Source organism: Streptomyces tubbatahanensis (genome assembly GCF_022699385.1).
GTDB classification, from domain to species: domain Bacteria; phylum Actinomycetota; class Actinomycetes; order Streptomycetales; family Streptomycetaceae; genus Streptomyces; species Streptomyces diacarni.
Genome location: NZ_CP093846.1, coordinates 7,099,151 through 7,121,751, shown reverse-complemented (window position 1 = coordinate 7,121,751; position 22,601 = coordinate 7,099,151). Strand labels below are relative to the sequence as shown.

The 22,601-nt window shown below is 73.6% G+C and carries 18 protein-coding genes and 1 tRNA gene; 13 read left to right on the top strand and 6 right to left on the bottom strand.

The genetic code is table 11. The features are described 5' to 3' along the window. Positions 1-57: 57 nt before the first annotated feature. The 3 genes from MMF93_RS30560 to MMF93_RS30550 all read right to left on the bottom strand — a co-directional run bounded on the left by MMF93_RS30560 (position 58) and on the right by MMF93_RS30550 (position 3,121). Entirely contained in the window at positions 58-1,101 is a 1,044-nt protein-coding gene (locus MMF93_RS30560) for an MsnO8 family LLM class oxidoreductase (RefSeq protein ID WP_242756399.1), read from the bottom strand. 59 nt (positions 1,102-1,160) lie between these two features. Next, positions 1,161-1,844, bottom strand: coding sequence for a response regulator transcription factor (locus MMF93_RS30555; RefSeq protein WP_242756398.1), 684 nt, complete (start codon positions 1,842-1,844; stop codon positions 1,161-1,163). Positions 1,845-1,915: 71 nt separating this feature from the next. Then, entirely contained in the window at positions 1,916-3,121 is a 1,206-nt protein-coding gene (locus MMF93_RS30550; protein WP_242756397.1) for an FAD-dependent oxidoreductase, read from the bottom strand. 154 nt (positions 3,122-3,275) lie between these two features. On the opposite strand from MMF93_RS30550, the gene MMF93_RS30545 reads away from it, so the two are divergent. Next, positions 3,276-4,730 (top strand): lipase maturation factor family protein, encoded by a 1,455-nt coding sequence (locus tag MMF93_RS30545; protein WP_423835555.1) that lies wholly within the window; start codon positions 3,276-3,278, stop codon positions 4,728-4,730. 195 nt (positions 4,731-4,925) lie between these two features. On the opposite strand, the gene MMF93_RS30540 is transcribed toward MMF93_RS30545, so the two are convergent. Continuing rightward, on the bottom strand, positions 4,926-6,281 hold the full coding sequence (locus MMF93_RS30540; protein ID WP_242756396.1) for an NAD(P)/FAD-dependent oxidoreductase: 1,356 nt from the start codon (positions 6,279-6,281) through the stop codon (positions 4,926-4,928). Between the two features lie 325 nt (positions 6,282-6,606). Here MMF93_RS30540 and MMF93_RS30535 point away from each other — a divergent pair. From MMF93_RS30535 to MMF93_RS30500, 8 genes are all read left to right on the top strand, one after another. Beyond that, positions 6,607-6,683, top strand: a tRNA-Pro gene (locus MMF93_RS30535). Between the two features lie 551 nt (positions 6,684-7,234). Continuing rightward, positions 7,235-8,173, top strand: coding sequence for a phosphotransferase (locus MMF93_RS30530; RefSeq protein ID WP_242756395.1), 939 nt, complete (start codon positions 7,235-7,237; stop codon positions 8,171-8,173). Positions 8,174-8,266: 93 nt separating this feature from the next. Continuing rightward, positions 8,267-9,625, top strand: coding sequence for an aminotransferase family protein (locus tag MMF93_RS30525; RefSeq protein WP_242756394.1), 1,359 nt, complete (start codon positions 8,267-8,269; stop codon positions 9,623-9,625). Next, entirely contained in the window at positions 9,622-11,484 is a 1,863-nt protein-coding gene (locus MMF93_RS30520; RefSeq protein ID WP_242756393.1) for a thiamine pyrophosphate-dependent enzyme, read from the top strand. The genes MMF93_RS30525 and MMF93_RS30520 overlap by 4 nt, the downstream gene beginning before the upstream one ends. Continuing rightward, complete coding sequence (locus MMF93_RS30515; RefSeq protein ID WP_242756392.1) at positions 11,481-12,851, top strand: glycosyltransferase; 1,371 nt, start codon at positions 11,481-11,483, stop codon at positions 12,849-12,851. Before MMF93_RS30520 ends, MMF93_RS30515 begins: the two co-directional genes overlap by 4 nt. Further along, positions 12,848-13,678, top strand: coding sequence for an SDR family NAD(P)-dependent oxidoreductase (locus MMF93_RS30510; protein WP_242756391.1), 831 nt, complete (start codon positions 12,848-12,850; stop codon positions 13,676-13,678). Before MMF93_RS30515 ends, MMF93_RS30510 begins: the two co-directional genes overlap by 4 nt. Next, positions 13,675-14,286 carry a DUF1349 domain-containing protein gene (locus MMF93_RS30505; protein ID WP_242756390.1) on the top strand — a complete coding sequence of 204 codons (612 nt, stop codon included), beginning with the start codon at positions 13,675-13,677 and terminating at the stop codon, positions 14,284-14,286. The genes MMF93_RS30510 and MMF93_RS30505 overlap by 4 nt, the downstream gene beginning before the upstream one ends. After that, the gene (locus tag MMF93_RS30500) at positions 14,283-15,566 is read left to right on the top strand and encodes a hypothetical protein (RefSeq protein WP_242756389.1); all 1,284 of its coding nucleotides are present in this window, start codon (positions 14,283-14,285) and stop codon (positions 15,564-15,566) included. Before MMF93_RS30505 ends, MMF93_RS30500 begins: the two co-directional genes overlap by 4 nt. A gap of 27 nt (positions 15,567-15,593) precedes the next feature. Here MMF93_RS30500 and MMF93_RS30495 read toward each other — a convergent pair whose 3' ends face one another. Next, positions 15,594-16,667, bottom strand: coding sequence for a Gfo/Idh/MocA family protein (locus MMF93_RS30495; protein ID WP_242756388.1), 1,074 nt, complete (start codon positions 16,665-16,667; stop codon positions 15,594-15,596). 25 nt (positions 16,668-16,692) lie between these two features. Further along, positions 16,693-17,685 carry an aldo/keto reductase gene (locus tag MMF93_RS30490; protein ID WP_242756387.1) on the bottom strand — a complete coding sequence of 331 codons (993 nt, stop codon included), beginning with the start codon at positions 17,683-17,685 and terminating at the stop codon, positions 16,693-16,695. 357 nt (positions 17,686-18,042) lie between these two features. Between MMF93_RS30490 and MMF93_RS30485 the strand changes: the two genes are divergently transcribed. From MMF93_RS30485 to MMF93_RS30470, 4 genes are all read left to right on the top strand, one after another. Next, entirely contained in the window at positions 18,043-18,768 is a 726-nt protein-coding gene (locus MMF93_RS30485) for an HAD family hydrolase (protein ID WP_242756386.1), read from the top strand. Then, on the top strand, positions 18,735-20,096 hold the full coding sequence (locus tag MMF93_RS30480; protein WP_242756385.1) for a ferritin-like protein: 1,362 nt from the start codon (positions 18,735-18,737) through the stop codon (positions 20,094-20,096). Before MMF93_RS30485 ends, MMF93_RS30480 begins: the two co-directional genes overlap by 34 nt. Further along, positions 20,093-20,968 carry a hypothetical protein gene (locus MMF93_RS30475; RefSeq protein WP_242756384.1) on the top strand — a complete coding sequence of 292 codons (876 nt, stop codon included), beginning with the start codon at positions 20,093-20,095 and terminating at the stop codon, positions 20,966-20,968. Before MMF93_RS30480 ends, MMF93_RS30475 begins: the two co-directional genes overlap by 4 nt. A gap of 107 nt (positions 20,969-21,075) precedes the next feature. Continuing rightward, the gene (locus MMF93_RS30470; RefSeq protein WP_242756383.1) at positions 21,076-22,485 is read left to right on the top strand and encodes an APC family permease; all 1,410 of its coding nucleotides are present in this window, start codon (positions 21,076-21,078) and stop codon (positions 22,483-22,485) included. Positions 22,486-22,601: the final 116 nt, after the last annotated feature.

Genomic DNA, 22,601 nt, shown 5'->3' with positions numbered 1-22,601 from the left:
GGCCCCTCCTGGGCGGGCCGGACCGGCGCCCGGCCGCGCGGACGAGGCGTCGCCGCGTCAGCCGGGGCCTGGCGGCAGTCCGGCGGCCTCGGCCAGGCGGCGGTAGGAGTCCAGACGGTCGGCCGGTGCGTGGGTGTTGAGTGTCAACAGCACCTCGTCGGCGCCCGTCCTTACGGCGAGCGCGGCCAAGGCGTCGGTCACCTCCGCGGCCGTGCCGCGCAGCTGCGCCTGCCGTGCCTCGTCGAAAGCGGCACGCTCTTTCGCGCTCATGGTGCGGCTGAGGACCTCCCTGGGCGGAAGCAAGGGGGTGAAGGTGCCCCGAGTGCGGGAGACGGCGGTCGACCACGCCTCGGGGACCTGGCGGAGTTCCGCCTCCTCGCGGCTCGCCGCGACGGCGGCGTTCACCGCGACAACGACGTACGGGGAACGGGCCACGCCCTGCGGGCCCTCCCCCGCCCGGTCCGCGCCACCGTAGGGGCGGAACGTACGGCGGTAGGTCTCCACCGCCTCACGCGTCCGGCTCTCGTCGCGCGCGACGCCGATCACCAGCGGCAGACCGTGCTCCGCCGCCACGGCCGCGCCGGAACCGACGGCGAGCACGAACGGCGGCACACGCAGCCCCTCGGCGGGACGTGCGTGCACCGGCCCGGTGCCCTCGAAGTAGTCGAGCAGCTCGGATATCTGCGCGCTGAACCCCTCGGCGGCGTCCTTGCCGACGCGCAGCGCCTTGCGGACGCCGTCGGTGAAGCCGACCGAGCGCCCCAGGCCCATGTCGATCCGACCCGGAAAGAGTGACTCGAGCACCCCGAACTGTTCCGCCACCACCAACGGCTGGTGGTTCGGCAGCATCACACCCCCCGTACCCACCCGGATACGGGAGGTGGCCGAGGCCACGGCAGCGGCCAGGACGGACGGTGCCGAGCCCGCGATGCCCGGGACCGCGTGGTGCTCGGACACCCAGAAGCGCAGGTAGCCCAGCTCCTCCGCCTGCTGCGCGAAGCGCACGGTGTCACGCAGCGCCTGCCCTGGATGCTCGCCCGCGCGGACGAGGGAGCGGTCCAGGACGGACAGCGGAACGGGAAACCGACGCGATGAAGTCACACCTGGTGCAACGCCTGCGAGCGCCATGGATTCCCGGCCCTGAGGCGCGGTCGCCGGCCTCACGCGTCGCTCGGTCCGGTCTCCTCCAGCAGTCCGGCGTCGTGGACCAGGAGAGCCACCTGCACCCGGTTGTTGAGATCGAGTTTGGTCAGGATGCGGGACACGTGTGTCTTGACCGTCGGCACGCTCATGTAGAGCGACTCCGCGATCTCTGCGTTCGTCTGCCCGCGTCCGACACCGAGGGCGACCTCGCTCTCCCGCTCCCCGAGCACGCCAAGAGCCTCGCGGGCACGGGCGCGGCGGCTGTCGTGTCCGGCGGGGGTGACGTGCTGGATGAGTTGCCGGGTGACGACGGGCGAGAGCACCGGCTCCCCCGAGGCCACCTTTTGTACGGCGGCCAGGATCTCGGCCGGCGGGGTGTCCTTGAGCAGGAAACCCGCGGCACCGGCCCGCAGCGCGCGCAGCACCTGGGCGTCGGCGTGGAAGGTGGTGAGCACGACGACCTCGGGTGCCCGGCTCCGGCGGCGCAGCGTCTCGGTGGCCGTGAGACCGTCCACGGTCGGCATCCGGATGTCCATCAGGACGACGTGCGGACGATGCTCCTCGACGAGCCCGAGCACCTGGCCGCCGTCCGTGGCCTCCCCCACGATCTCGATGTCGGGGCTGCCCCCGAGCATCAGCCGGAGCCCGGCCCGCACGAGGGCGTCGTCGTCGACGAGGAGCACGCGGATGGTCATGGTCATACCGTAGTCACCCGAAGGAGTGCTCCCTCCCACGCCCGCGGGTGGGAGAGGTCTCCCGGCGCTCCTTCCTCTCACGCCGTGGCCGGGGTGACGGGGGCGTCCCAGTCGATGCGGTAGCGCAGCAGCCAGTCGCTGCCCGAGTCCTCCTGCCCAGGCTTCCCCTCCTGCCGCGCCGCAGGACGGGGCACGACCTTGTCGTTGAGGCGTGCGCTGCGCTCGACGACGGCCTCCACGCGCTCACGGCGAAGCGACTCGAAACGCGCGAAGGCCTCCGCCACCGTGGGCAGGTCCCTCAGGCACTTGCCCAGCACCACGCTGTCCTCGATCGCCATGGACGCTCCCTGAGCGGCGTTGGGCGCTGCCGCGTGCGCCGCGTCACCGATCAGCACCATGGAGTGCCGCGACCAGACGGGTGTACGGGCCAGGTCGTAGGCGTTGGTGGCGACGGTGCCCTCCGCGCTGGCCCGCACGATGTCGGCCGCGGGTGAGGCGTCGTCGGCGAAGAGGCCGTAGACGTGGTCGCGCCAGCGCGCGTCCTGCCGGGGCTGTGCGGTGGACAGCTGTTCCCGGTCGAGAGCGCCACCTGGAGTGTTGGCGAACCACCACACCTCCCCGCCGGGAGCCATGGTGCAGCCGAGAAAGGCGCGCTTGCCCTGGATCATCCGGTAGGTCCCGGGCGCCGGGGCTGCCTCCGGTGCGACCCGCGGGGCATACCCGCACACGGTGATCTGCCCCGTGTGGCGGGGCGCCGGCGCGTGCGGATCGATCAGGGTACGGGTCACCGAGTGGAGCCCGTCGGCGCCCACGAGCAGGTCTCCCTCTCCACGGGTGCCGTCGGCGAAGTGGGCGTTCACGCGCCCGTCGGAGGCCGTGTCCGCGGCCACGAGCCGCTTGCCGTGTTCGATGGTCACGCCACGGCGCGCCGCCTCGTCGTGCAGTGCCCGGCAGAGCGTCGCACGCCGCAGGGTACGTGGGCCGAGGACGCCCGCGCCTCCCGCCGCACCACCACCGGAGACCGGGCGTTCTCCCATGCTGTCGCCCGTATGCGCCATCATCTCCACGCGTTCGGCGGGAAACGAGACCCCGAGTACGGCCTGGTGTGCGCCGATGGTGCGGAGCGCTTCGAGACCGTTGTGGAACAGCACGAGGAAGGCACCCGCGTCATCGGCGCCGGCCGGGTACGCCTCGTAGACGGTGGAGCTGATCCCGGCCTTGGCCAGCGACAGCGCCGTGGTGGCTCCCGCGATACCGCCTCCGATGACGAGCGCGTGCGTCATGGCACCTCCTGTGTCGGTTCCCGAGGCCTGCTCTCTCCTTACGGACCCCGTAGGAGGGTCGTGAGGTTGCGTGCCGCATCCACGGGCTTCCCACCGGCCGCGTCGCCCCTGCTCGGCAGAGGCCAGGCGTGGGGGTGCGGCACGGGTGGTACTCATGGCCGCCATGGAGTGGTTCACGCCGTGGTTTTCCGCGTCCGGATACGAGCTGAGCCGGCTGGTCCTCCAGCGTGCCCTGGCTGCCGTGTACCTCGTCGCCTTCTTCTCGGCGGCCATGCAGTTCCGCGCGCTGCTGGGTGAGAACGGGCTGCTGCCCGCCGCCGCCTTCGTGCGACGCGTGCCCTTCAGAGCGGCGCCGAGTCTCTTCCACTGGCGGTGCGACGACCGGGTCACGGTCGCGTGTGCGTGGGCCGGTGTCGCCCTCGCCGCCGCCGTGGTGGCGGGGGCCGCGGACGCGGTGCCCTTGTGGGCGTCGATGGTGATGTGGGCACTGCTGTGGGCCTTGTATCTCTCGTTCGTCAACGTGGGCCAGATCTTCTACGGGTTCGGCTGGGAGTCACTGCTGCTGGAAGCGGGCTTCCTGGCGATCTTCCTGGGCAACGCACGGACCGCGCCCCCGGTGTTGACGCTGTGGCTGATGCGGTGGCTGCTCTTCCGTGTGGAGTTCGGGGCCGGACTGATCAAATGGCGTGGCGACCAGTGCTGGCGCGACCTGACCTGCCTGTACTACCACCACGAGACCCAGCCCATGCCCTCCCCGCTGAGCTGGTACTTCCATCACCTCTCCCGGCGGTTGCACCGGATCGAGGTGGGCGCCAACCACGTGGCCCAGCTCATCGTTCCTTTCGGGCTCTTCTTTCCGCAGCCGGTCGCCAGTGTCGCCGCGGGCCTGATCATCCTCACGCAGCTCTGGCTCGTCCTCTCGGGCAACTTCTCCTGGCTGAACTGGCTCACGATCGTCCTGGCCTTCTCCGCCGTCGACATGTCCGCCCTCAGCGGCACCCCCTCCTACGGAGCGGCTCCGCTGTGGTTCGCGGTCGTGGTGTGCGTGGCGGCGCTGCTGATCGTGGTGCTCAGCTACTGGCCCGCCCGGAATTTGGTGAGCCGGACGCAGCAGATGAACCGGTCGTTCAACGCCCTGCACCTGGTCAACACGTACGGGGCCTTCGGCAGCGTCACGCGTGTACGCCAGGAGATCGTGCTGGAGGGCACCGACGACGAGCGGCTCACCGCCGGCACGACATGGCGGGAGTACGAGTTCAAGGGCAAGCCGGGCAACGTACGCCGCCTGCCGCGTCAGTTCGCCCCGTACCACCTCCGCCTCGACTGGCAGATGTGGTTCGCCGCGCTCTCCCCCGCGTACACCAGGGGCTGGTTCGAGCCTCTGGTGGAGCGTCTGCTGGTCAACGACCGCCCGACCCTCCGGCTGCTGCGTACCAACCCGTTCTCCGAGCAACCGCCCACGCACGTGCGGGCTCTGCTGTACCGCTACCGCTTCACGACGCGTGAGGAGCGGCGGGAGACCGGCGCGTGGTGGCACCGCGCCTTTGTGCGCGAGTTCCTGCCGCCCGTCCACGTCTCAGGGGAACAAGGAAACCACCGCACACCGTAGACGCCCCTGCATGGCCTCATCAGCCACCCTGGCATGGCCTCCCTGTCCCTCGCCTGCCGCGGTCGATCCGCGACGATCAGGGCTTCACCATGGCCAGCACGGACACCGGCACCGGCACCGGCACCGGCACCGGCACCGGCACCGGCACGCATACACCGGCACGCGTACACCGGAGCCCGCGCCGGCCGGTGACGGTCAGGGCGCCGGCACCCGGGCCACCTCCGGCGAGGAGGACTCCAGCGGCACCGACCACGAGCGCACCAGCCCCAGTTGTGCCGCCTGGCGGGGCAGCACCGCGTCCAGCGCCCAGTCCGCCAGCACACGGATCCGGTTCCCCGGCATGGACGCCAGGTGGTAGCCGCGCGTCACCAGGTTGGCGAGGGGGCCCGAGAGGGGCACGCGCAGCGGATTCGCCGCCGCCTGGACCCCACCCAGATCCACCATGAACCCGAGGTCATGGTGCTTGTACGGCCGGGAAGCGCCGTAACCGAACGAGGCGGCCAGGTTGCGCCCCGCTGTCTTCCCCTGTCGCACGGCGTGCTGTGCCGTCATCGGCGTGATCTCTCCCGGCCTGGTCAGGTCGGGCACCGCGGCGGCGTCGCCGCACGCCATGACCTCCGGGTGGCCGGGTACACGCAGGTACTCGTCGACCACGAGCCGGCCCTGTTGCGTCTCCAGTCCCAGGTCCTGTACGAGCGGATCGGGGCGGACGCCCACGCACCAGATGAGGGAGCGGGTCGGCACGAACTCGCCGTCGTCCAGCAGCACGCCCTCGCTGGTGGCTTCCTTGACGGACGTGCCCGCCCTGACGTCGACGCCCCGTTTGCGCAGCACCTTGTCCGCGGTGTCCGAGAGCCGCTGGTCCAGCTCCGGCAGGATGCGCGGGGCGATGTCCAGGAGCATCCAGCGCGACCGCCCGGCGTCCTTACCCCCGCGACGGCGGTCCGCGGAAGGCTCATCCCCGGGCGACCCGTTACGGCTGTGCTGCCGGGCCAGCGAGTCCGTGAACATCTTGCCGTGCGCCGCGACCTCCGTGCCGGTGTAGCCGGCCCCGACGACCACGAACGTACGGCGGGCTTCCGCCTCCCGCTCATCGTCCGCCCCGGCCGCCAACGCGATCTGGCGGTTGACGTGATCGCGCAGATACAGGGCTTCCGGCATGCCGCGGAAACCGTGTGCGTGCTCGGCGACACCGGGGATCGGCAGCAGCTTGTTGACGCTGCCGACGGTCAGCAGCAACCGGTCGTAGTCAAGCTGCGACGAACGGCCCTCGGGGTCGACGTACCGCAGACGGCGTTGATCGAAGTCGATGTCGTCCACCTCGCCGAGGACGAGCCGCACTCGGGGCAGCGTCCCGGCGAGCGAGACGGACACCCGGCGCGGCTCCAGCATGCCGGAGGCGACCTCGGGCAGCAGTGGCATGTAGAGGAAGTAGTCGTTGGGGTTCACCAGCACGATCTCCACCGCGCCACGAAGCGTGCGCGAGAGGGTCCGCGCCGCCTGGTACCCGGCGAATCCAGCTCCGACGATCACAATGCGGGACCGGCTCACAGCCGAGACCTCCTCCCCTGGAGTGAGGCCGGTGCCTTCCGGCGGCTCCGGCCGTCTGTCGCAGAACAGCCGGAGTTCCCCCCGCAGCCTCGGCGAAACCCCGCCGCGACTCCCGTCGGCCCCGTTGTCGGTCCGGCTGCCCAGCCCCGTTGTCGGTCCGGCTGCCCGGCCCCGTTCGGTCTTGTCCGCCCGGGGCGGGACGGGGAGCCGGCCGATCCTTCCGCTCCCGGCCAGGGAGGGAGGGGTGGCGGCGAGCACCCCCTGAAGTGCTGTATTGTTCTTTGTGCGCGAGCGGAGAGGGGAAAGCCCCGAACCGAGCGAGCACCGGGACGTGGCGCAGTTTGGTAGCGCACTTGACTGGGGGTCAAGGGGTCGTGGGTTCAAATCCCGCCGTCCCGACCAGCGTTTTCGCAGGTCACATAGGCCACTTCCGCCGGGAGGCGGGGGTGGCCTTTTTTGCGTTCCGGGGTGGTGGTCGCATGGCGGTCGGCCCGAGCGAGGTGATCGACCTCGTCGGCTGGGCCCTGCTGCGCCTGGTGGCCGACCCACACGGACGCTGAACCGGCTGCGCTGGCCACCCGTGAGGCGTCGGCCTGAGGGACCGCCGCCCGGGGGCCCGGCGGGCGCGGGAGGCACGGCGCGATCCGCACGCCGTACCCGCGCGCGCGTCACGGACTGCTCGACCGGGTGATGTGGCGGCCGGGCGGCGGCCGCACGATGGTGTCGAACCTGTCGCATCTGGGGGGCCGATGGCTGTCAGCGGACCGTGCGCCACGACCGGTGAGTCCACGCGCGGGCCGGCGCGGTCGCCCGGCGGTCCGCGGCCCGGTAGCCCGCCGTGGATCGAACGGGTGCTGGAAACCCACTGGGGCATCAGCCCCCGCGCGAGCGTGCTCCGGCCGCTGAGGCCCGCCGCCGGGCGGCCCCTGAGTCACACCTCGGGGCTGTGGCGGGTGAGCGTTGTGGGGGAACCGGGCAGCGCAGGGGGCGAGTTCGTCCTCAAGGCTCAGCTGACCGCCGAGGCGCTGCGGCCGGTGGCGTTCCACGTGATCAAGCGGCAGGTGATGGAGGTCTGCGCGCGGCAGGGCATCCCGGTCGCCGTCGCCGTGCCGGCCCTGGACGGTGCCCCCGCCGTCCTCCGGGACGGAATCGGCTGCGAACTCCTGCCCCTGCTGCCCGGCACCGCGCACCCGGCGGTCACCCCGGCCCGGGCGCGGGGCATCGCGTCCGCCGGACTCGCCCTGCGCTCGGTGCTGGACGGGCTTCCTGAGCAGGTCGTCCGGGCGCTCGCCCCGTACCCCGTCGATCCGCTGGTGGCTGAGCCGTGCTGGCGGGCCGCGCTGGACGATGCGCTGGGGCGGCTGGCGCCGATGGCCGCGCGCCGCCCGGACGGGTGGGGGCGGCTCATCAGCGGGGTGCTGCGGCAGTTGGAGGGCGCCGCACCGCTGCTCGAACGGCTCACCGAGGCCGGCGAGCAGGCGGCACGGGGCACCGCCGTGGTCCACGGTGACCTGCACCACCGGCACTTCCTGTCCGGTGAAGCGGACCGGGACCTGATCACCGGCGTCCTCGACTTCGACAATCTGCGCGTGGACGACCGGCTGCTCGACCTCGCCTGGACCGCCGCGAGCGCGGGCCGGGTGACCGGCGGGCGAGCCGTGCGCCGGGAGGGTGCCAGGGCGTTCGTACGGGCCGCCGAAGGCGCCGGGCTGCTCGCACCGGGGGAGGCGGGGCTGCTCATGCCCCGGCTGCTGGGGTACGCCGTCCCGGTCGTCGTGGACATCGCCAAGGACGTCCTCGAACGGGACATCCTGGACGACCTGTGGGCCGAGTACCTCGACCTGCTAGCACCGGCCCGGATGGCGGACACCCATGCCCTGCTCACCCCATGACCGCGCCCCTCCCCCGCCCCGCACGCTCAGCTCTCGCGCCAGCTTCCCGTTGCCGACCGGAGCCCAGGGGGCGCCGCCTTGGAGGAGAAGACCGTGCCGTCAGCAGTCCAGACCGATCCGGCCTCCTCGTGGACCGGCCTCGACACCTCAGCGTTCTGCTTCGAATCGCCCCGCTCCCCTGACACGATCCTGTTCGAGTCGGCCCAGGGGGTCCGGCTGACCGACGCGGCCGGGCGGGAGTACCTGGACGGACTGTCGGGGATCTTCGTGACCTGCTTCGGCTACGGCAGCCGGCCGATCGCCGACGCCGTCACCGAGCAGTTGCACCGGCTGCCCTTCAACCCGCCGTTGCACGGCACCAGCCGGGGGGCCGTCGAATTGGCCACGCAGCTCGTCCGGCTGGCACCGGCCCCGCTCTCACTGGCCAAACTGGTCAACGGCGGTTCGGAGAGCGTGGAGGCCGCCCTGCGGCTCGCCCGCCTCTACCACCGGGAGCGGGGTGAGCCTGGCAGGTACAAGGTGCTGAGCTGCTACCACGGCTACCACGGTGCGACCTTCGGCTCGCTCGCCATGACCGGGCGCCCCGACACCACCCGCTTCGGCCCCGGCCTGACCGGCGCCGTGCGAGTGTGGACGCCGCACTCGCTGGCCCGGCTGCCCGGCCTCCGGCCGGAAGAGGCCGGGCCGCAGGCCCTGGCCCTGATCGAGCGGACCATCGAGGCGGAGGACCCGAGCGCGATCGCGGCACTGGTGGTCGAGCCGGTGGTGCATCTGCTGGGGATGGCCGTGCCGCCGCCCGGCTTCCTGCCGGGGCTGCGCCGCTTGTGCGACCGGTACGGCATCCTGCTGGTGTTCGACGAGATCGTGACCGGATTCGGGCGTACCGGGCAGGCGTTCGCCGCCGACACCTTCGGGGCCGTGCCCGATCTGCTCTGCGTCGGCAAGGGCATATCCGGCGGTTACGCCCCGCTGGCCGCCGTGCTCATCAGCGAACGGGTCGCCCCCGTGCTGGCGACCGGAGCGGCCTCCTACGCCTTCGCCCCCTCGCACACCTACGCGGCCAACCCGGTCAGTGCCGCGGCGGGGCTGGCCGCGCTGCGGCTGTACCGGGAGCTGGACGTGCCGGCGAGAGTCACCCGGCTGTCCGGGCACTTCACGGCCCTGCTGGAGAGCGCGCTGCGCGGCCGGGGCGTACTGCGCTCGGCCGGACTGCTGTACGGGATCACGCTGACGGCCGGGCCGTCGGCCGCCGGGGACGGGGCCGGGGGCAGGACCGGGGAGGGGGTGGGCCAGGCGGTCGCCCGGGCGTGCCTGCGGCGCGGGCTGATCATCCGTGGGGAGGACGACTGGGTGGTGCTGGCTCCGGCCTACGTCTCCACCGAGGCGGACCTGGACCGGATCGCCGCCCTGCTGGGCGCGGCGCTCGACGAGGTGCTGGACGGGGCGCGATGACCGCGCCGGTGACCAGCGGCCTGGTCGGGGCCGGCGGCCCTGGACTGCTCGGCCGCTTCGAAGGGCCGGCCCGCGCGGCACGGCCCCGGCTCACCCCGGACGAGGCCAGGGTGATGGAGCGGGAGCTGGCCGAGTGGCGGCGCCTGGCGGAACGGTCCGCGCCGGCGACGCCCCTGGCGGAACTGGCCGCCGTGGCCGCGGCCGTGCCGGAGCGGCTCTACCGGGACAGCGCGAAGGTCCTGCTGCGGATGCACGAGATCGCCGGGTCCGGCAACCACCAGAGCTGTCTGTCATCGCTGAACCTGGTACGGGCGTGCTTCGACCTGGGCCTGGTGCCCGGCCCCGGGGGCCGCGCCGGGCAGCGGGACGGCCCCGGCCCGAGCACCGGGAGAGGCGGGAGAGCCCGGAGAGCCGAACTCATCGTCGGGCGCGGGCACATCGCCCCCAGCTTCTACGCCGAACGGTATGTGCGGGGCACCTTCCCGTTCACCCCGCTGGCCACGCTGCACCGGGACGGCCTGACCGGGGTGGTCCACCGGGACTGGGGCTTCCGCAACACCATGCGCTACAGCCTGGGCGTCGGACTGGCCCAGGCGGTGAGCCTGGCCTGGGACCTGCGCCGGCATGGGTTGCACCGCAAGGTCGTGTGCCTGGCCGGGGACGGGGAACTGCACGAGGGCGTCACCTTCGAGTGCCTCCGCTTCGCACACGAGGCCGGGCTCGACAATCTGGTCCTGGTCGTCGACAGCAACGGCAGGGGCATCGAACCGCTGCGTGCCCCGGTCAGCAGGGAGTACTTGTCCCACTACCTGGGCCAGACGGTCGAGACGGACGGCCTGGACACCGAGGCCGTCGCCAAGTCCCTGCGGGTGATGCTGGACGGACCGGGCGGCGGTGCGCTGCTGTGCTCCACCCGCAAGGAGGGGCACAGCTTCAAGCTGCCCCCCGACCCGGACGCACCCCCACCCAGGCCCTCGTTCGCCACCACGGCCGGCCGGCTGCTGGCCGGCGTCCAGGAAGACACCGGCCGCCGCCTCGCCGTCTTCACCGGCGACATGGCCGCCCGCTTCGGCCTGCCGAACGCGGTGCCGTACGAGAACACCGGGCTCGCCGAGACGCTCTCCCTCGGACTCACGCTGAGCCTGCCGGAGGAGACCGTGAAGGTCGTCGCGACCGACGCCATGTACTACATGGACTCCCTGGGCATGCTCACCGAGGCCACCACCAGCATCCGGCACCTGCTCGTGCTGGCCGGCCGCAGCTGGGGGGCCTGGGGCGGCGCCGCCAACGCGCTGAACCTGCTGGGCCAGATCACCGGGACCCGGGTCTACGAGCCGGTCACCGCCGCCGAGTTCCGCTCCTGCGTCCGGCGGCTGCTGGCCGATCCGGCGACGGCCCACGTGCTGAGCATGGTGGACGCCCGCTTCGCCGCCCTGGGCGAGGACTGTGCCGGGGACGTCGACGCGGCCGTCTGGCTCGGTGGCGCCCCGGACGCCGCGGACCTCGACTGCTGCGTGCTCACCTTCGGTTACGCGGGCGTACTCGTCGCGCAGGCCAACCGGGACCGCGGCCTCGGGGTGCCCCAGCTGCACTGCGCGGCGCTGCGTCCCGAGCTGGACCCGGCCCTGGTCGAGCGGCTGCGGCGCTGCCGTGCGCTGCTGAGCGTGGAGTACAACGGGGTGTCCGGCGGGTTCGGGGAAGGTCTGCGGTCCCGGTACTTGCTGCCGCTGACGCCGCACGGCGTGCGCTCGGACATCCGCAACTGCGTGCACGACACGCAGCTGTCCCGGCACGGCATGGCGCCCGGCGCTCTGGCCGAGCGGCTGCGGGCGCTGCGGGAGAACGAAGCCGCCGGATGAGCGTCAGCTGGTACTTCCACGACTCCCGCAACAGCCGGCCGGACGGGTCGGTGGACGGTGCGGTCTTCATGCACCAGGAGATGGCCGAACTGCTCGCCGGCCGCGGCGCCGTCCCGCACGACCTCACCCGGGGCCGGCCGGGCCTGCCGGAGGGCCTGGCCCCAGGGACCCGGGAGGATGTCGTCTACGCCGGCAGCGGTCCCTACGCCTACCTCTACCACCTGTGGCGGGAGCGGGCCGGGGCGTCGTACCGCATCGTGCGGGAGATCCACACCAGCCTGTGGTCCGGCTACTGGGCCCAGGAGGAGCTGTGCCGCGGTCACGTCCGGGACGGCGATCTGGCGCTGTTCCCGACCGAGTTCGCACGGCAGCTGTACATCCGCCACTTCGACAGCGTCCGCGAGGAGAACTCGGCGGTCGCCTATCCGCTGTTGCACCGGCTGCCTCACCGGCCCACGGTGCGGGTGCCCGCGCGCACCGCCACGCTGCACGTCGGCTACCTCGGGGCGCTGTCCGAGGCGAAGAACTTCGACCAGGTGCTGCGGGTCTTCGCCCGGCTGCACGAACTGAGCGGCGGCCGGGCCGGGCTGGTGTTCGCGGGCAAGCCGAACACCGAACGTTTCGCACCGCAGCGGGTGCTTCGGGCCCTGAGCCGGCGCGGAGTGGACCCTGGGCGGGTCAGGGCTGCGGGCGTACTGGGGCAGGGGGAGCTGGGCGGCTTCTTCCGCTCCGTCGATGTGCTGCTCTTCCCGAGCACGGCGTCCCGCGAAACGCTCGGCAGGGTGGTCCTCGAAGCGCTGGCGCACGGGGTTCCGGTCCTCGCGGCGAACGTCGGCCCCGCGGTGGAACTCCTGCCCGCGGACAACCTGATACCGACGGCCCTGGACACCAGCACGGAGTTCACCATGGGACGGATCCGGCCGCTCGGCCGGATCGACGAGGAGCACTGCGCCGAGCGCCTGCTGCACCGTGCCTACGCACCGGCCCGGCTCCCGGACGGCGGCCCCTACGACGCCGGGGCGCTGTGGCGGGCGCTTGAGGAGCCCGGCCGGCGCCCCGGCGTCCGGCCCGACCGGCGGATCGCCGGGGCCCTGCGGGTGGCCGAGCGGCCCCGGGCCCACCCGGGGCTCGATCCGGAGCGGGCCGAGCGTCTGTTCCTGGACTACTTCCAGCGGAACGACAGCGCACTGGAGTCGGCCCTGGCCGGGCTGGAGACCCGTACCGGAAGCCGGTGGCCGGGGCTGCGCGAGATCGTCGCCCGGCCCGGGCGCGAGCCGGCCGACTACCGGGCCTTCCCGCGGCTGCTGGACGCGCTGCTGCTCGAACCCCTGACGTACCGACAGACCCTCGACGAGGAGAGCCGATGACCACACACCCGGCACAGCCCGACGACCGTGTCGTCCTGGTGGCCGGCGGCGGCCGCGGGATCGGTGCCGCGGTCGTGGAGACGTTCGCTCGCCGGGGCGCCACCGTGGTGGCCGCCGACGCACAGCAGCTCGCCTCGGACGTCAACCACTACCGCAGCCGGCGGACGGGCGGATACGCCGCCGCCCGGGAACTCGCCCGCACTCTCGGCGAGAAGGGCTTCGCGGTGACGGCCGCCGACGCCGACGCGGGCGACGAGGACTCGGTACGCGCCCTGCTGACCCGGATCGACGAGGAGCACGGGAGACTCGACGTGGTGGTCAACGCCTTCGGTGTCGCACACATCTCCCGGGTCGAGGAGATGACGCTCGCCCAGTTCGAAGCCGTCGTCTCGGGCAACCTGTCCGGGGTCTTCCTGATGTGCAAGCACGCGATCGGGCTGCTGCGCCGGGGCGGAGGCGGCGCCATCGTCAACTTCTCCTCCATCTCCGGGCGGACGGGCTTCGCCAAGGAGGCCCACTACTGTGCCGCGAAGTTCGGGGTGATCGGTTTCACCGCCTCCCTCGCCAAGGAGGTGGCGCGCAGCGGCATCCGGGTCAACGCCGTGTGCCCGGGCATCGTCCGCACCCAGATGTGGGATTACCTGCTGAGCGAGTTCGTGCGCCCGGGCGAGACCCGGGAGCAGTGCTGGGAGCGGATGCGGGCACTGATTCCGCAGGGCGAGTTCCAAAGCCCGCAGGACATCGCCGACACCGTCGTCCATCTCGCCTCCGCGCCCCACCTGACCGGGCAGGCGATCAGCGTCGACGGTGCGATGGCCCAGCCGTGACCGCTGCCCAGGGCCACCCGCGCGCCGAGCCCGCCGCACCGTTGCCCGGGACGTGGTACCGGCTGGGGCCGCCGGCCGAGTCCGTGCGCCCGGCGCCGGGCGGGCTGCGGCTGACGGCGGGTGCCGGCACCGACCTGTACGCGATGCCGGCGGTACGCGAGATCGACGCGCTGCCCGCTCTGGTGCGGCGGTTCGACGGCGACTTCCGGCTGTGCGCCGGGGTCGTCGTCGAGGACGGCACCCGCTTCGCGGACGCCGGCGGGCTCGTCGTCCGCACCGGTGCCGGCTCGGTCAAGCTGTGCGTCGAGCGGACGGCCGCCGGGTCCTGGGCCGTGGTGACCGTCGCCTCCCTGCCGTACTCCGACGAGGCCATGGGGCCCGCCCTGCCCGGGCCCCGCGCCGACCTGCTGGTGACCCGACAGGGGCGGCGGTTCGCGGGGCTGTTCCGTACCCCGGGGGACGCGGACTGGCGGTTCGCCCGGACCCTGTGCCTTCCCGAGGAGCCGCTGTGGGCGGGCGTGTGCGCACAGGCCCCGTTCTCGGCCGGCTCCACCACCCGCTTCCACGACCTGACCTGCGGTCCGGAACCCCTGCGGGACCGCAGATGAAGGGCCAGGGCAGGGGCGGTCCGGGGCCGGCGAACGCGCTGGAGCGGCTGGTACGGCGCGTGCCGCGGGCTTCGGGCCCCGAGGCCTTCGCCGGACACCTGGCGCGGGTGTCCGAGGACCTTCTGGACGTCCCCCGGCCGCTGGAGGCCGGGCAGGCCGTCCACTGGGCCCGGCGCAAGGCCCGGGTGCTGGGGCTCGACCCCGCCCGGCTGGCACACCACCTGGGGCGCGGGCTCGCCCAGGCCGGGTCCCTCGGCCCGGACGAGGCCGCCGAGTACCGCCGCAACCTCGCGTCGCTGCTGCCCGGTTCCGTCCGGGACCTCGAGGCGTGCCCGCCGGAGCCGGCGGCACTGTACGCGGCGCTGTGCGCCCTGGGGAGCGAGACGGTACGGGCCGTGCGGCAGGCGCTCGGCGCCGAGCGCCGGGTGGTGGTCTTCCTCGGTACGGACGCCGAGTTCCTGAAGCTCTCCTACGACCTGTGGCGGGGCAGCGCGCACGCCTCCCGCGTCTTCTACATGAGCCGGCTGTCGCTGCTGGGCGATGCCGAGCGGCGGGTGCTGGTGCGCACCCGGCACGAGGTGTTCGGCGCGGACGGGCTGTCCGACACCGTGTCCGGCGGCGGCCAGGGGGGACGGCACTTCGCGTGGATGGACAACGGGCTGGTCGCCTCGCAGCTGTTCCTGCTGATCTCGGCGGCCCGGGAGCGCGCCGCGGCGGGAGAGGCGGGCTTCGGGGAGCTGTTCGTCCGGCTGTTCCGCCAGGAGCTGGCAGACGGCCGGGGGCAGGCCGAACGGCGCGGCGCAGGGCCGCTGACCCTGTTCGGGACGGCACACCCGCTGGTGGACGAGGTGCTCGGACACGGCATCGAGCAGGGCCTGTTCGCACAGCGCTGCGGTGCGCTGGCCCGGCGGTTCCGGGCGGCGGCGGGCCACGGGACCGACGACCCGGTGATCGTGGACATCGGGGCCAACGGCACCCAGCCCTGCCTGCTGCTCGGGGCGCTGGCCGCGGGGCACGCGCTGTCGCCGTCGGTCCTGCTGTTCACCTCGCCGCGCCCCTCGTGGGGCCCCGATTCCCCGGCGTTCCGCGGTGTCCCGGTGACCGGACGGTTCGCCATGGCGGCGGAGTCGATGAAGTCGTACCGGACCGACTACCGGGGGGCGCTGGACGGAGTCGGCGGGGAACTCGCGGTGGTCCCGCCCGACCAGCAGCTCCTCGCCTTCTTCAAACAACTGGCCTTCCACCGGGCCGCGGTGCGCGAGCGCGGCCGCACCGGGTGAGTGTCCGCCGGGCCGACCGCCGCGCCGTCAGGGCGTCCCGCCCCGCCGGGTCAGCGGCACCCGGCCGCCGGTCTCCAGGGAGGTGCGTACCGCCATCGCCAGCCCGACCGCCCCGATGCCGTCCCGGACGCCCGGTTCGGGGGCGGTACCGGCGCTGACGGACCGGACGAAATGGCGCAGGGCGGCGGAGGCGATCCGGCCGCGCCCGAGGGGTTCCCAGCTCTCCCGTACGGCCTCGGTGTGCTCGGCGGTGGCCCATTCCAGGGCGGTGAACATGTGGTCGCGGCCGGTGAGCCGGGCCTGTCCCCGTTCGGCGTGGACGGTGAGCGCGGCCGGGGTGCGCAGCGCCGGTACGCCGAGGCTGCCGCCGGTCAGGACGGCGGCGGCTCCGCCGGCGTACCCGATGGCCACGGCGATGCCGTCCTCCAGGCGGCCGCCGCGGTAGGCGCCGCCCTCGGCGTGCACCGTCTCCGGCTCGCCCAGCAGGAAGCCGAGCGTGTCGAAGAGGTGGCAGGTGTTCTCGTTGACGACGCCGTTGCCGTCGGCCGGATCCCCTACCCACCCGGGGCTGTCGTCCCGGGGCAGCATCAGGTCCGCGTTCACCACCAGGGGGCGGCCCAGGGGTCCCGCGAGGAGTTCCCGCAGCCGGGCGACGGCGGGCAGGTGCCGCAGGCAGAAGTCCAGCATCACCGGGGACGCGGGGTACCCGGAGCACAGCCGGGCCAGGGCTTCGGCGTGCCGGCGGTCGGCGGCGAACGGCTTTTCCAGGAAGAGCGCGAGCCCCGCGTCCCCGGCGGCGCGGATCAGCTTCTCCCGGGCGCGCGGCGGTACGGCGAGGACGACGGCGTCCAGCTCCTCCTCGGCGATCAGGCGCAGGCCGTCGCGGTGGCCGCGGGCGCCGAGAGACGCGCTGAAACCGACCAGGTCCAAGCCCTGCGCGGCCGGGTCGAGTTCGGCCACGGCCACCAGCTCCGCGCCGTCCATGCGGGCGAGTTCGCGGGCATGGCACCGGCCGAAGCCGAGTCCGACGACAGCGCATCTGAGCGGCCGGCGGGGTGGCGGCACGGGGGCGCCGGCCGGCCGGGCGTCACTTGCGGGCATGGGATCCTCCCGGGCTCTCGCAGGGTCACCGGCCGGCGGCCGGCCGGCCGCTGTCACCTTCGTCGCCGCCGTCACCTTCGTCGCCGCCTTGGCCGCCGTCGCCGCCGTCGCCGCTCGGCCAGGTCCGCTCGGTGACGTCGGCGAAACAGCCGAGCACCGCGTCCAGCACCCCGGGCTCGGGTGCCGATTCCACGGCGCGCAGATTGCGGTCGAGGTGGCCGGGATCACCGGCGCCGGTGAGCACCGCGTCGAGCTGGGGGCAGGCGAGCGCGTACCGCATGGCGAGGGAGGCCAGGTCGGTGCCGTGCTCGGCGCATACGGCGGCAGCGCGGCGGGCGGCGGCGCGCAGGGCGGCGGGTGCGGGGTGCCATCCGGGCGGGCCCGCGCGGGTGAGCAGGCCCATGGCCAGCGGGCTGCCGAGGATCGTGGCCACCCGCCGGGCGCGCCAGTCGGCGGCCGGTGCGGCCAGGCTTCGCTCGTGCAGACCGTAGCGGCAGTAGCTCTGCACGACGTCGACTGCGCCGTGCCGAACCGCCTCCGCCAGCGGTTCGAGCAGCAGCCCTGACACCCCGACGGCGCGGGTCTTGCCCTCGTCCCTGAGCCGTCCCAGCACGGGCAGCACCTCTTCGACGAGCCGGCCGGGGGCGCAGTGCTCGACGTCGTGCGCGAACAGGACGTCCACATGGCCGGTGCCGAGTCGGCGCAGGCTCTCTTCGAGCCCGGAGCGGATCCGGGCCGGGGAGAAGTCGAAGGTCCCGGGCGCGTAGCAGCCCGCCTTGGTGGTCAGCACCACCTCCTCGCGCCGCCCGCGCAGCGCCCGGCCCACCCACTCCTCCGCCAGGCCCTGGCCGTAGGAGGGCGCGGTGTCGACGAGGGTGATGCCGGCGTCCAGGCCCCGCAGCAGCACCCGCAGGGACTCCTGCGGGGGCCGGCGGGCGAAGATCCCCATGAATGTGGTGGTGCCGAGTCCCAGCCGGGAGACCTTCAATCCGGTGGCCCCCAGCGTGCTGTACCGCATGGCCGCGGCCCCTCCCTGCCTCGGGTCCCCGCTTCGGGGGTGTCCGGGGGATCGTGCCACCGGGACGGGCGGTCGCACACTACTGGACCGAGTAGGGCGCGGGCTCGCTTTCCACCGGTGCGCCGTCGCGGGCCCGGTCCGGTCGGCCCGCGGGCCGGTGATCCGTCCGTACGCGGTGAGCGATCGGGCGGTGTGGCACCCGGCCAGGGGCGGCACAGTGGGGCCGGGCCGAGTCGCGGTGGCGTCCGTGCCCGGCCCGGTAGGCCGAGACCGGTACGCCGGGGCCGGTACGCCGGGCCCGTACGCCCGGGCCGGACCTCGGGAGCGCTGGACAAAGACGGATGGGGGGCCTGCACCGTGCCGACCGAACACGACTCTGAGCGGCCCGCGGCACCGGTCGCCGCGGTGATCTTCGACTTCGACGGGGTCATCGTCGACTCGGTCCGTCCCGATCTGCTCGCGTGCCGCGCCCTGTACCGCGAGTACGGCGGCGGGGAGTTGCCGCGGGGCTGGTGGGCGGAGCAGGTGTGCGGGCGGCCCACCGGCTACGAGTGCCTGTTCGAGCGCCTGCTGGCGGTACGGTCCGCCGCCGGCGCGGCCCCGCCGGGCCGCGCGCAACTGCGCCGGCGGCTCGGCGAACTGTGGGAGGAGTACCTCACCGAGGAGTACGTGCGGCTGCTGCCTGCCGTGCCGGAGACCGTGGAGGGGCTGCGCTCGGCCGGGCTGCCGCTCGGCATCGCCTCGGCGGCGGACGGCGCCTGGGTACGGCGCTGGCTGACGCGCTACGGGCTGTCGCGGCACTTCACGGCGGTGGTCACCGCGGACGACGTACCGGCCAGGAAGCCGGATCCGGCGGTGTACCGGGAGGCCCTGCACCGGCTGGATGTCCCCGCCGGGGCGTGTGTGGCGTTCGAGGACTCGCTCAGCGGGGTGGCGGCGGCGCGGGCCGCCGGGGTGACCGTGGTCGCGGTGCCCACTCCCACGACCCGGTTCCTGGACCACTCCAGCGCGCACGCGGTACTGCCGGATCTCTCGGCCGTCTCCCCCCGGTGGCTCGCGCGGGCGGGGCGGACGGGATGGTGACCGGCGGCGGTACGGGGGCCGGCCGGGTCCGGCTCACCGAGGGGCTGTGCGAGGTGGCCGAACTGGAGCACTCGCTGTGTCTGCACTACCTGTACGCGGCCTTCTCCCTCAAGACCCGTCCGGAGGAAGGCGGTATCGACGAGGTGCAGGCCGAGCTGGTGCGCGAGTGGAAGGGCCAGCTGCTGCTGCTGGCCCGCGAGGAGATGCTCCATCTGGGGCTGGCGCTGAATCTGCTGGCCGCCGTCGGCGGCGCCGCGCATCTGCGCCGGCCCAACTTCCCGCAACCCGAGCGCTACTACCCGCTGGGCACGGTCGCGGCGCTTGAGCCGTTCTCGGCCACGTCGCTGGAGCGGTTCCTCGACTACGAGCGGCCGTCCGCACCGCGTCCGGCCCCGGAGCCGGGCGCGCGGAGCGGCCCGGAGGCCGCGGAGCCGGCCGGACGAGGGCCGGGGACGGTGGGCGGACGAGGGCCGCGGACGGTGGGCGAGCTGTACGGCCGGATCCGCGCCGCCGTCCTGGCGCTGGAGGAGAAGGAGCTGTTCATCGGCTCGCGGTACCGGCAGGTCGACTCGGCCGCCGTCATCGACCCCGAGGGCGTGCTCGACGAGGACGTGACGGTGGGGTACGGGGTCGAGCCCTTCGTGATCGACGACCGGGCTTCCGCGCTGCGGGCCATCGACCTGATCGTCGAGCAGGGTGAGGGCGCCGAGGAGGACCGGGAGGGCTCGCACTACCACCGGCTGCTGCGCATACGTGCCGAACTCGACGCCGAGCTGGCCACCGCCGCCCGCACCGGCCGCACCTTCGTACCGGCCCGTCCCCTGCTCCGCAACCCCGTGGTGCGGCCCGTACCCGACGCCGAGGGCACCGCACTGATCAGTGAGCCGCTGGCCCGCGAAGCGGCGGAGCTGTTCGACGACGGCTACGGCCTGTTGGTGCTCATGCTGCTGCGGTTCTACAGCCGGGTGGACGAAGCGCCCGCAGAGCGGCGGCGCATCCAGCGGGTGGCGTTCTTCCCCCTGATGACGATGTTCGTGCGTCCGCTGGGAGAGGTACTGAGCGAGCTGCCGGCCCGCGCCGGGAATCCGCCGGCGAGCGCTGGTCCGCCGTTCGCGTTCCGGCGGGGGCTCGCGCTGATCCCCGAAGCGCGGGTGGCCCACCAGGTGTTCGCCGAGCGCCTGGCAGGCCTCGCCGTCCGCAGCCGGCGGCTCGCCCGCCGGATGCGGACCGCACACGTGCCCGACCGCCTCCAGCACCGTACGGACCTGTTGGCCAAGGACGTGGCGCGGATGTCGCGTTCGTTCGCCGGGGAAGCGGTCCGGCCGTGAGCGGGCAGCGTGCCCTGCGCATCGAGTTCGGCGGCTGGTTCATGTGCCGGCTGGCCACCGACCCCGACCCCACGGACGAGCCCCGGGGTGCCAGCGGCAGCACCTTCGCGCTGGCCGGGGAGCCGGACCTGGACCGGGTGATCGTGCTGAACGATCCTCCGCCGGGCACGGTACGCAGCCACGCGCCCCGGGTCGGCGTGCACGTGACCCGCGCCGTCCACGGGGCCGGCCAGGTGACGGAGCTGGTGGGCGGGCGGGTGGAGCTGCTGGACCGCCCGCGGTTCGAGAACCGCAACTTCGTCCTGACCACGGCGGGGCGGGAGCCGATCGTGCCGTTCCGGCTCCGGGTGGGCGGCGCCGACGGACGCCCCCGCCTGGAGCGGTCCATGGCCATGTCCCGGAGGGCCCAGGACCGGCAGGAGCGGCCCGCCCGGCAAACGGATGTGCACCGGCTGCCGCAGCAGCTGCTCCAGGAGTACGGAGCGAGCGGCTTCCGAACGGACGCCGCGCTGGTCGCCTCCGCGACCGGCATCCGCGACCCGCTGGCCGACCGCGCCGAGCGCCGTGCCCGGCTGGCCGCCGAGCTGCGGCAGCCCGGCATCCCTCCGGCGCGGCGGGCGGCTTTGGACAAGCGCGTGCGGGAACTGGATATCGCGCTGCGGAACCCCTCCGACGAACGGGTCGTCAACCTGACGGCCGTGGAGGAGTTCGCCTTCCCGCTGCACGGCCCGCCGGTCCTCCACGCCCCGCTGCCCGAGCGGCTGCGCCCGGACACCGAAGCGCCCTGGGGGGTCGCCTTCTGGATGGGCGGCTGGGACGCCGACGCGCTGTGCGGATTCCTGAGGGGGAACCTGGTGGTACCGCTGATCTGATCCGTGCACTCCCCCGCGCTCCCCCGCTCACGGACACCGGCGCGGTCCCGCCCCACCGGCGCCGCCCACCCCCGCCCGCCTCCGACGAAAGGCCCGGTGCCCCGCCCATGGGTGACGTCAGCTCCGCGCGACCCGGCCAGGCTCGGCAACAGCAGCTGCGGCAGGGGGCCCTCGGCGCGTCCGGAATCACTCTCATGGTGCTGTCCGCAGCCGCGCCCCTGACCGTGATGGCCGGCGTCGCACCGCTGAGCATCATGCTCGGGGGCATCGGCGCCCCCGCGGGCTATCTCGGGGCAGCGGCGGTGATGGCCGTGTTCGCCGTGGCATTCGTCGCGATGACCAAGTACGTCAGCCGCCCCGGCGCCTTCTACGCCTATGTGGAGCGGGGGCTGGGGCGGCGGGCCGGTGCGGGCGCCGGGCTGCTGGCCCTGCTGGCGTACAACGGCATCCAGATCAGCGGCTACGCGATTCTGGGCAGCTCCGTCGGCCCGGTCCTGCGTGCGCTGACCGGCGCGGGGGTGCACTGGGCGATCCCCGCGCTGTCGGGCGTCGTCCTGGTGTGGTTCTTGGGGTACCGGGGGGTCGAGATCGGCGCCCGGGTGCTCGGGGTGCTCCTGGCCGTCGAGGCCGTGGTGCTGGCCCTGGTGGCCGGGGCCATCGTGGTCCAGGGCGGAGAGCAGGGCCTGTCCTGGGACTCGTTCCGCCCCGCGCACATATGGACCGGGGGCATGGCCGCCGCGCTGACGGTGTGTTTCGGCTCCTTCCTCGGTTTCGAGTCCACCGCCATCTTCCGGGCCGAGGCCCGCGATCCCGACCGGTCGGTGCCCCGGGCGACCCTCGCGGCGCTGGTCTTCCTCGGCACCTTCTACACCTTCGTGGTGTGGAGCATCGTCCAGGCGTTCGGCCCGGTCCAGACGGTCTCCGTGTCGGCGCACAACACCCGGGACATGTACTACATCGCCGCCGAGCGCTACGTCGGCGCGTGGATCGCGGACGTGATGAAGGTCCTCATCATCACCAGCGTGCTCGCCTCCGCGCTGGCCTTCCACAACATGGTGAACCGCTACATCCACTCCCTGGCGGTGCAGGGGCTGCTGCCCGGTGCGCTCTCCCGGGTGCAGCCGCGGCACCGGTCGCCGTCGGCGGCCGGAGTGTGCCAGAGCCTGCTGTCCGCCGTCGTGATCACGGGTTTCGCGGCAGCGGGCAGCGACCCGTACCGGACGATGCTGATCTGGCTGAACACCCCGGGCATCATCGGCGTGATACTCCTCCAGGCGATCACGGCACTGGCGATCGCGGTGTTCTTCTGGCGCACCCCGGGGCTGCCCCGGAGGCGGCCCGTCCTCGTGGTGGCGCTCGTGTCGCTGGTGCTCATGACGGGCGTGACGGTCGTCCTGGTCCGCTATGTGGACATCCTCACGGGAGCGGGCGCCGCGACCAACGCGGTGCTCGTCGGCCTGGTGCCGGCCGTCCTGCTGTTCGGATTCGCCAGACCGGCACCCCGGTCACGGAGCTGACCGAATCCCGCTCGTGCTCCCTGGCGGGGTACCGGAGAACTCGGCATCCTGCACCGAGGCCGGGCCGCCCGGCCCGGAACGTCCGGGGCTCCCGGACCCCGGGCCCCGGGCACCGC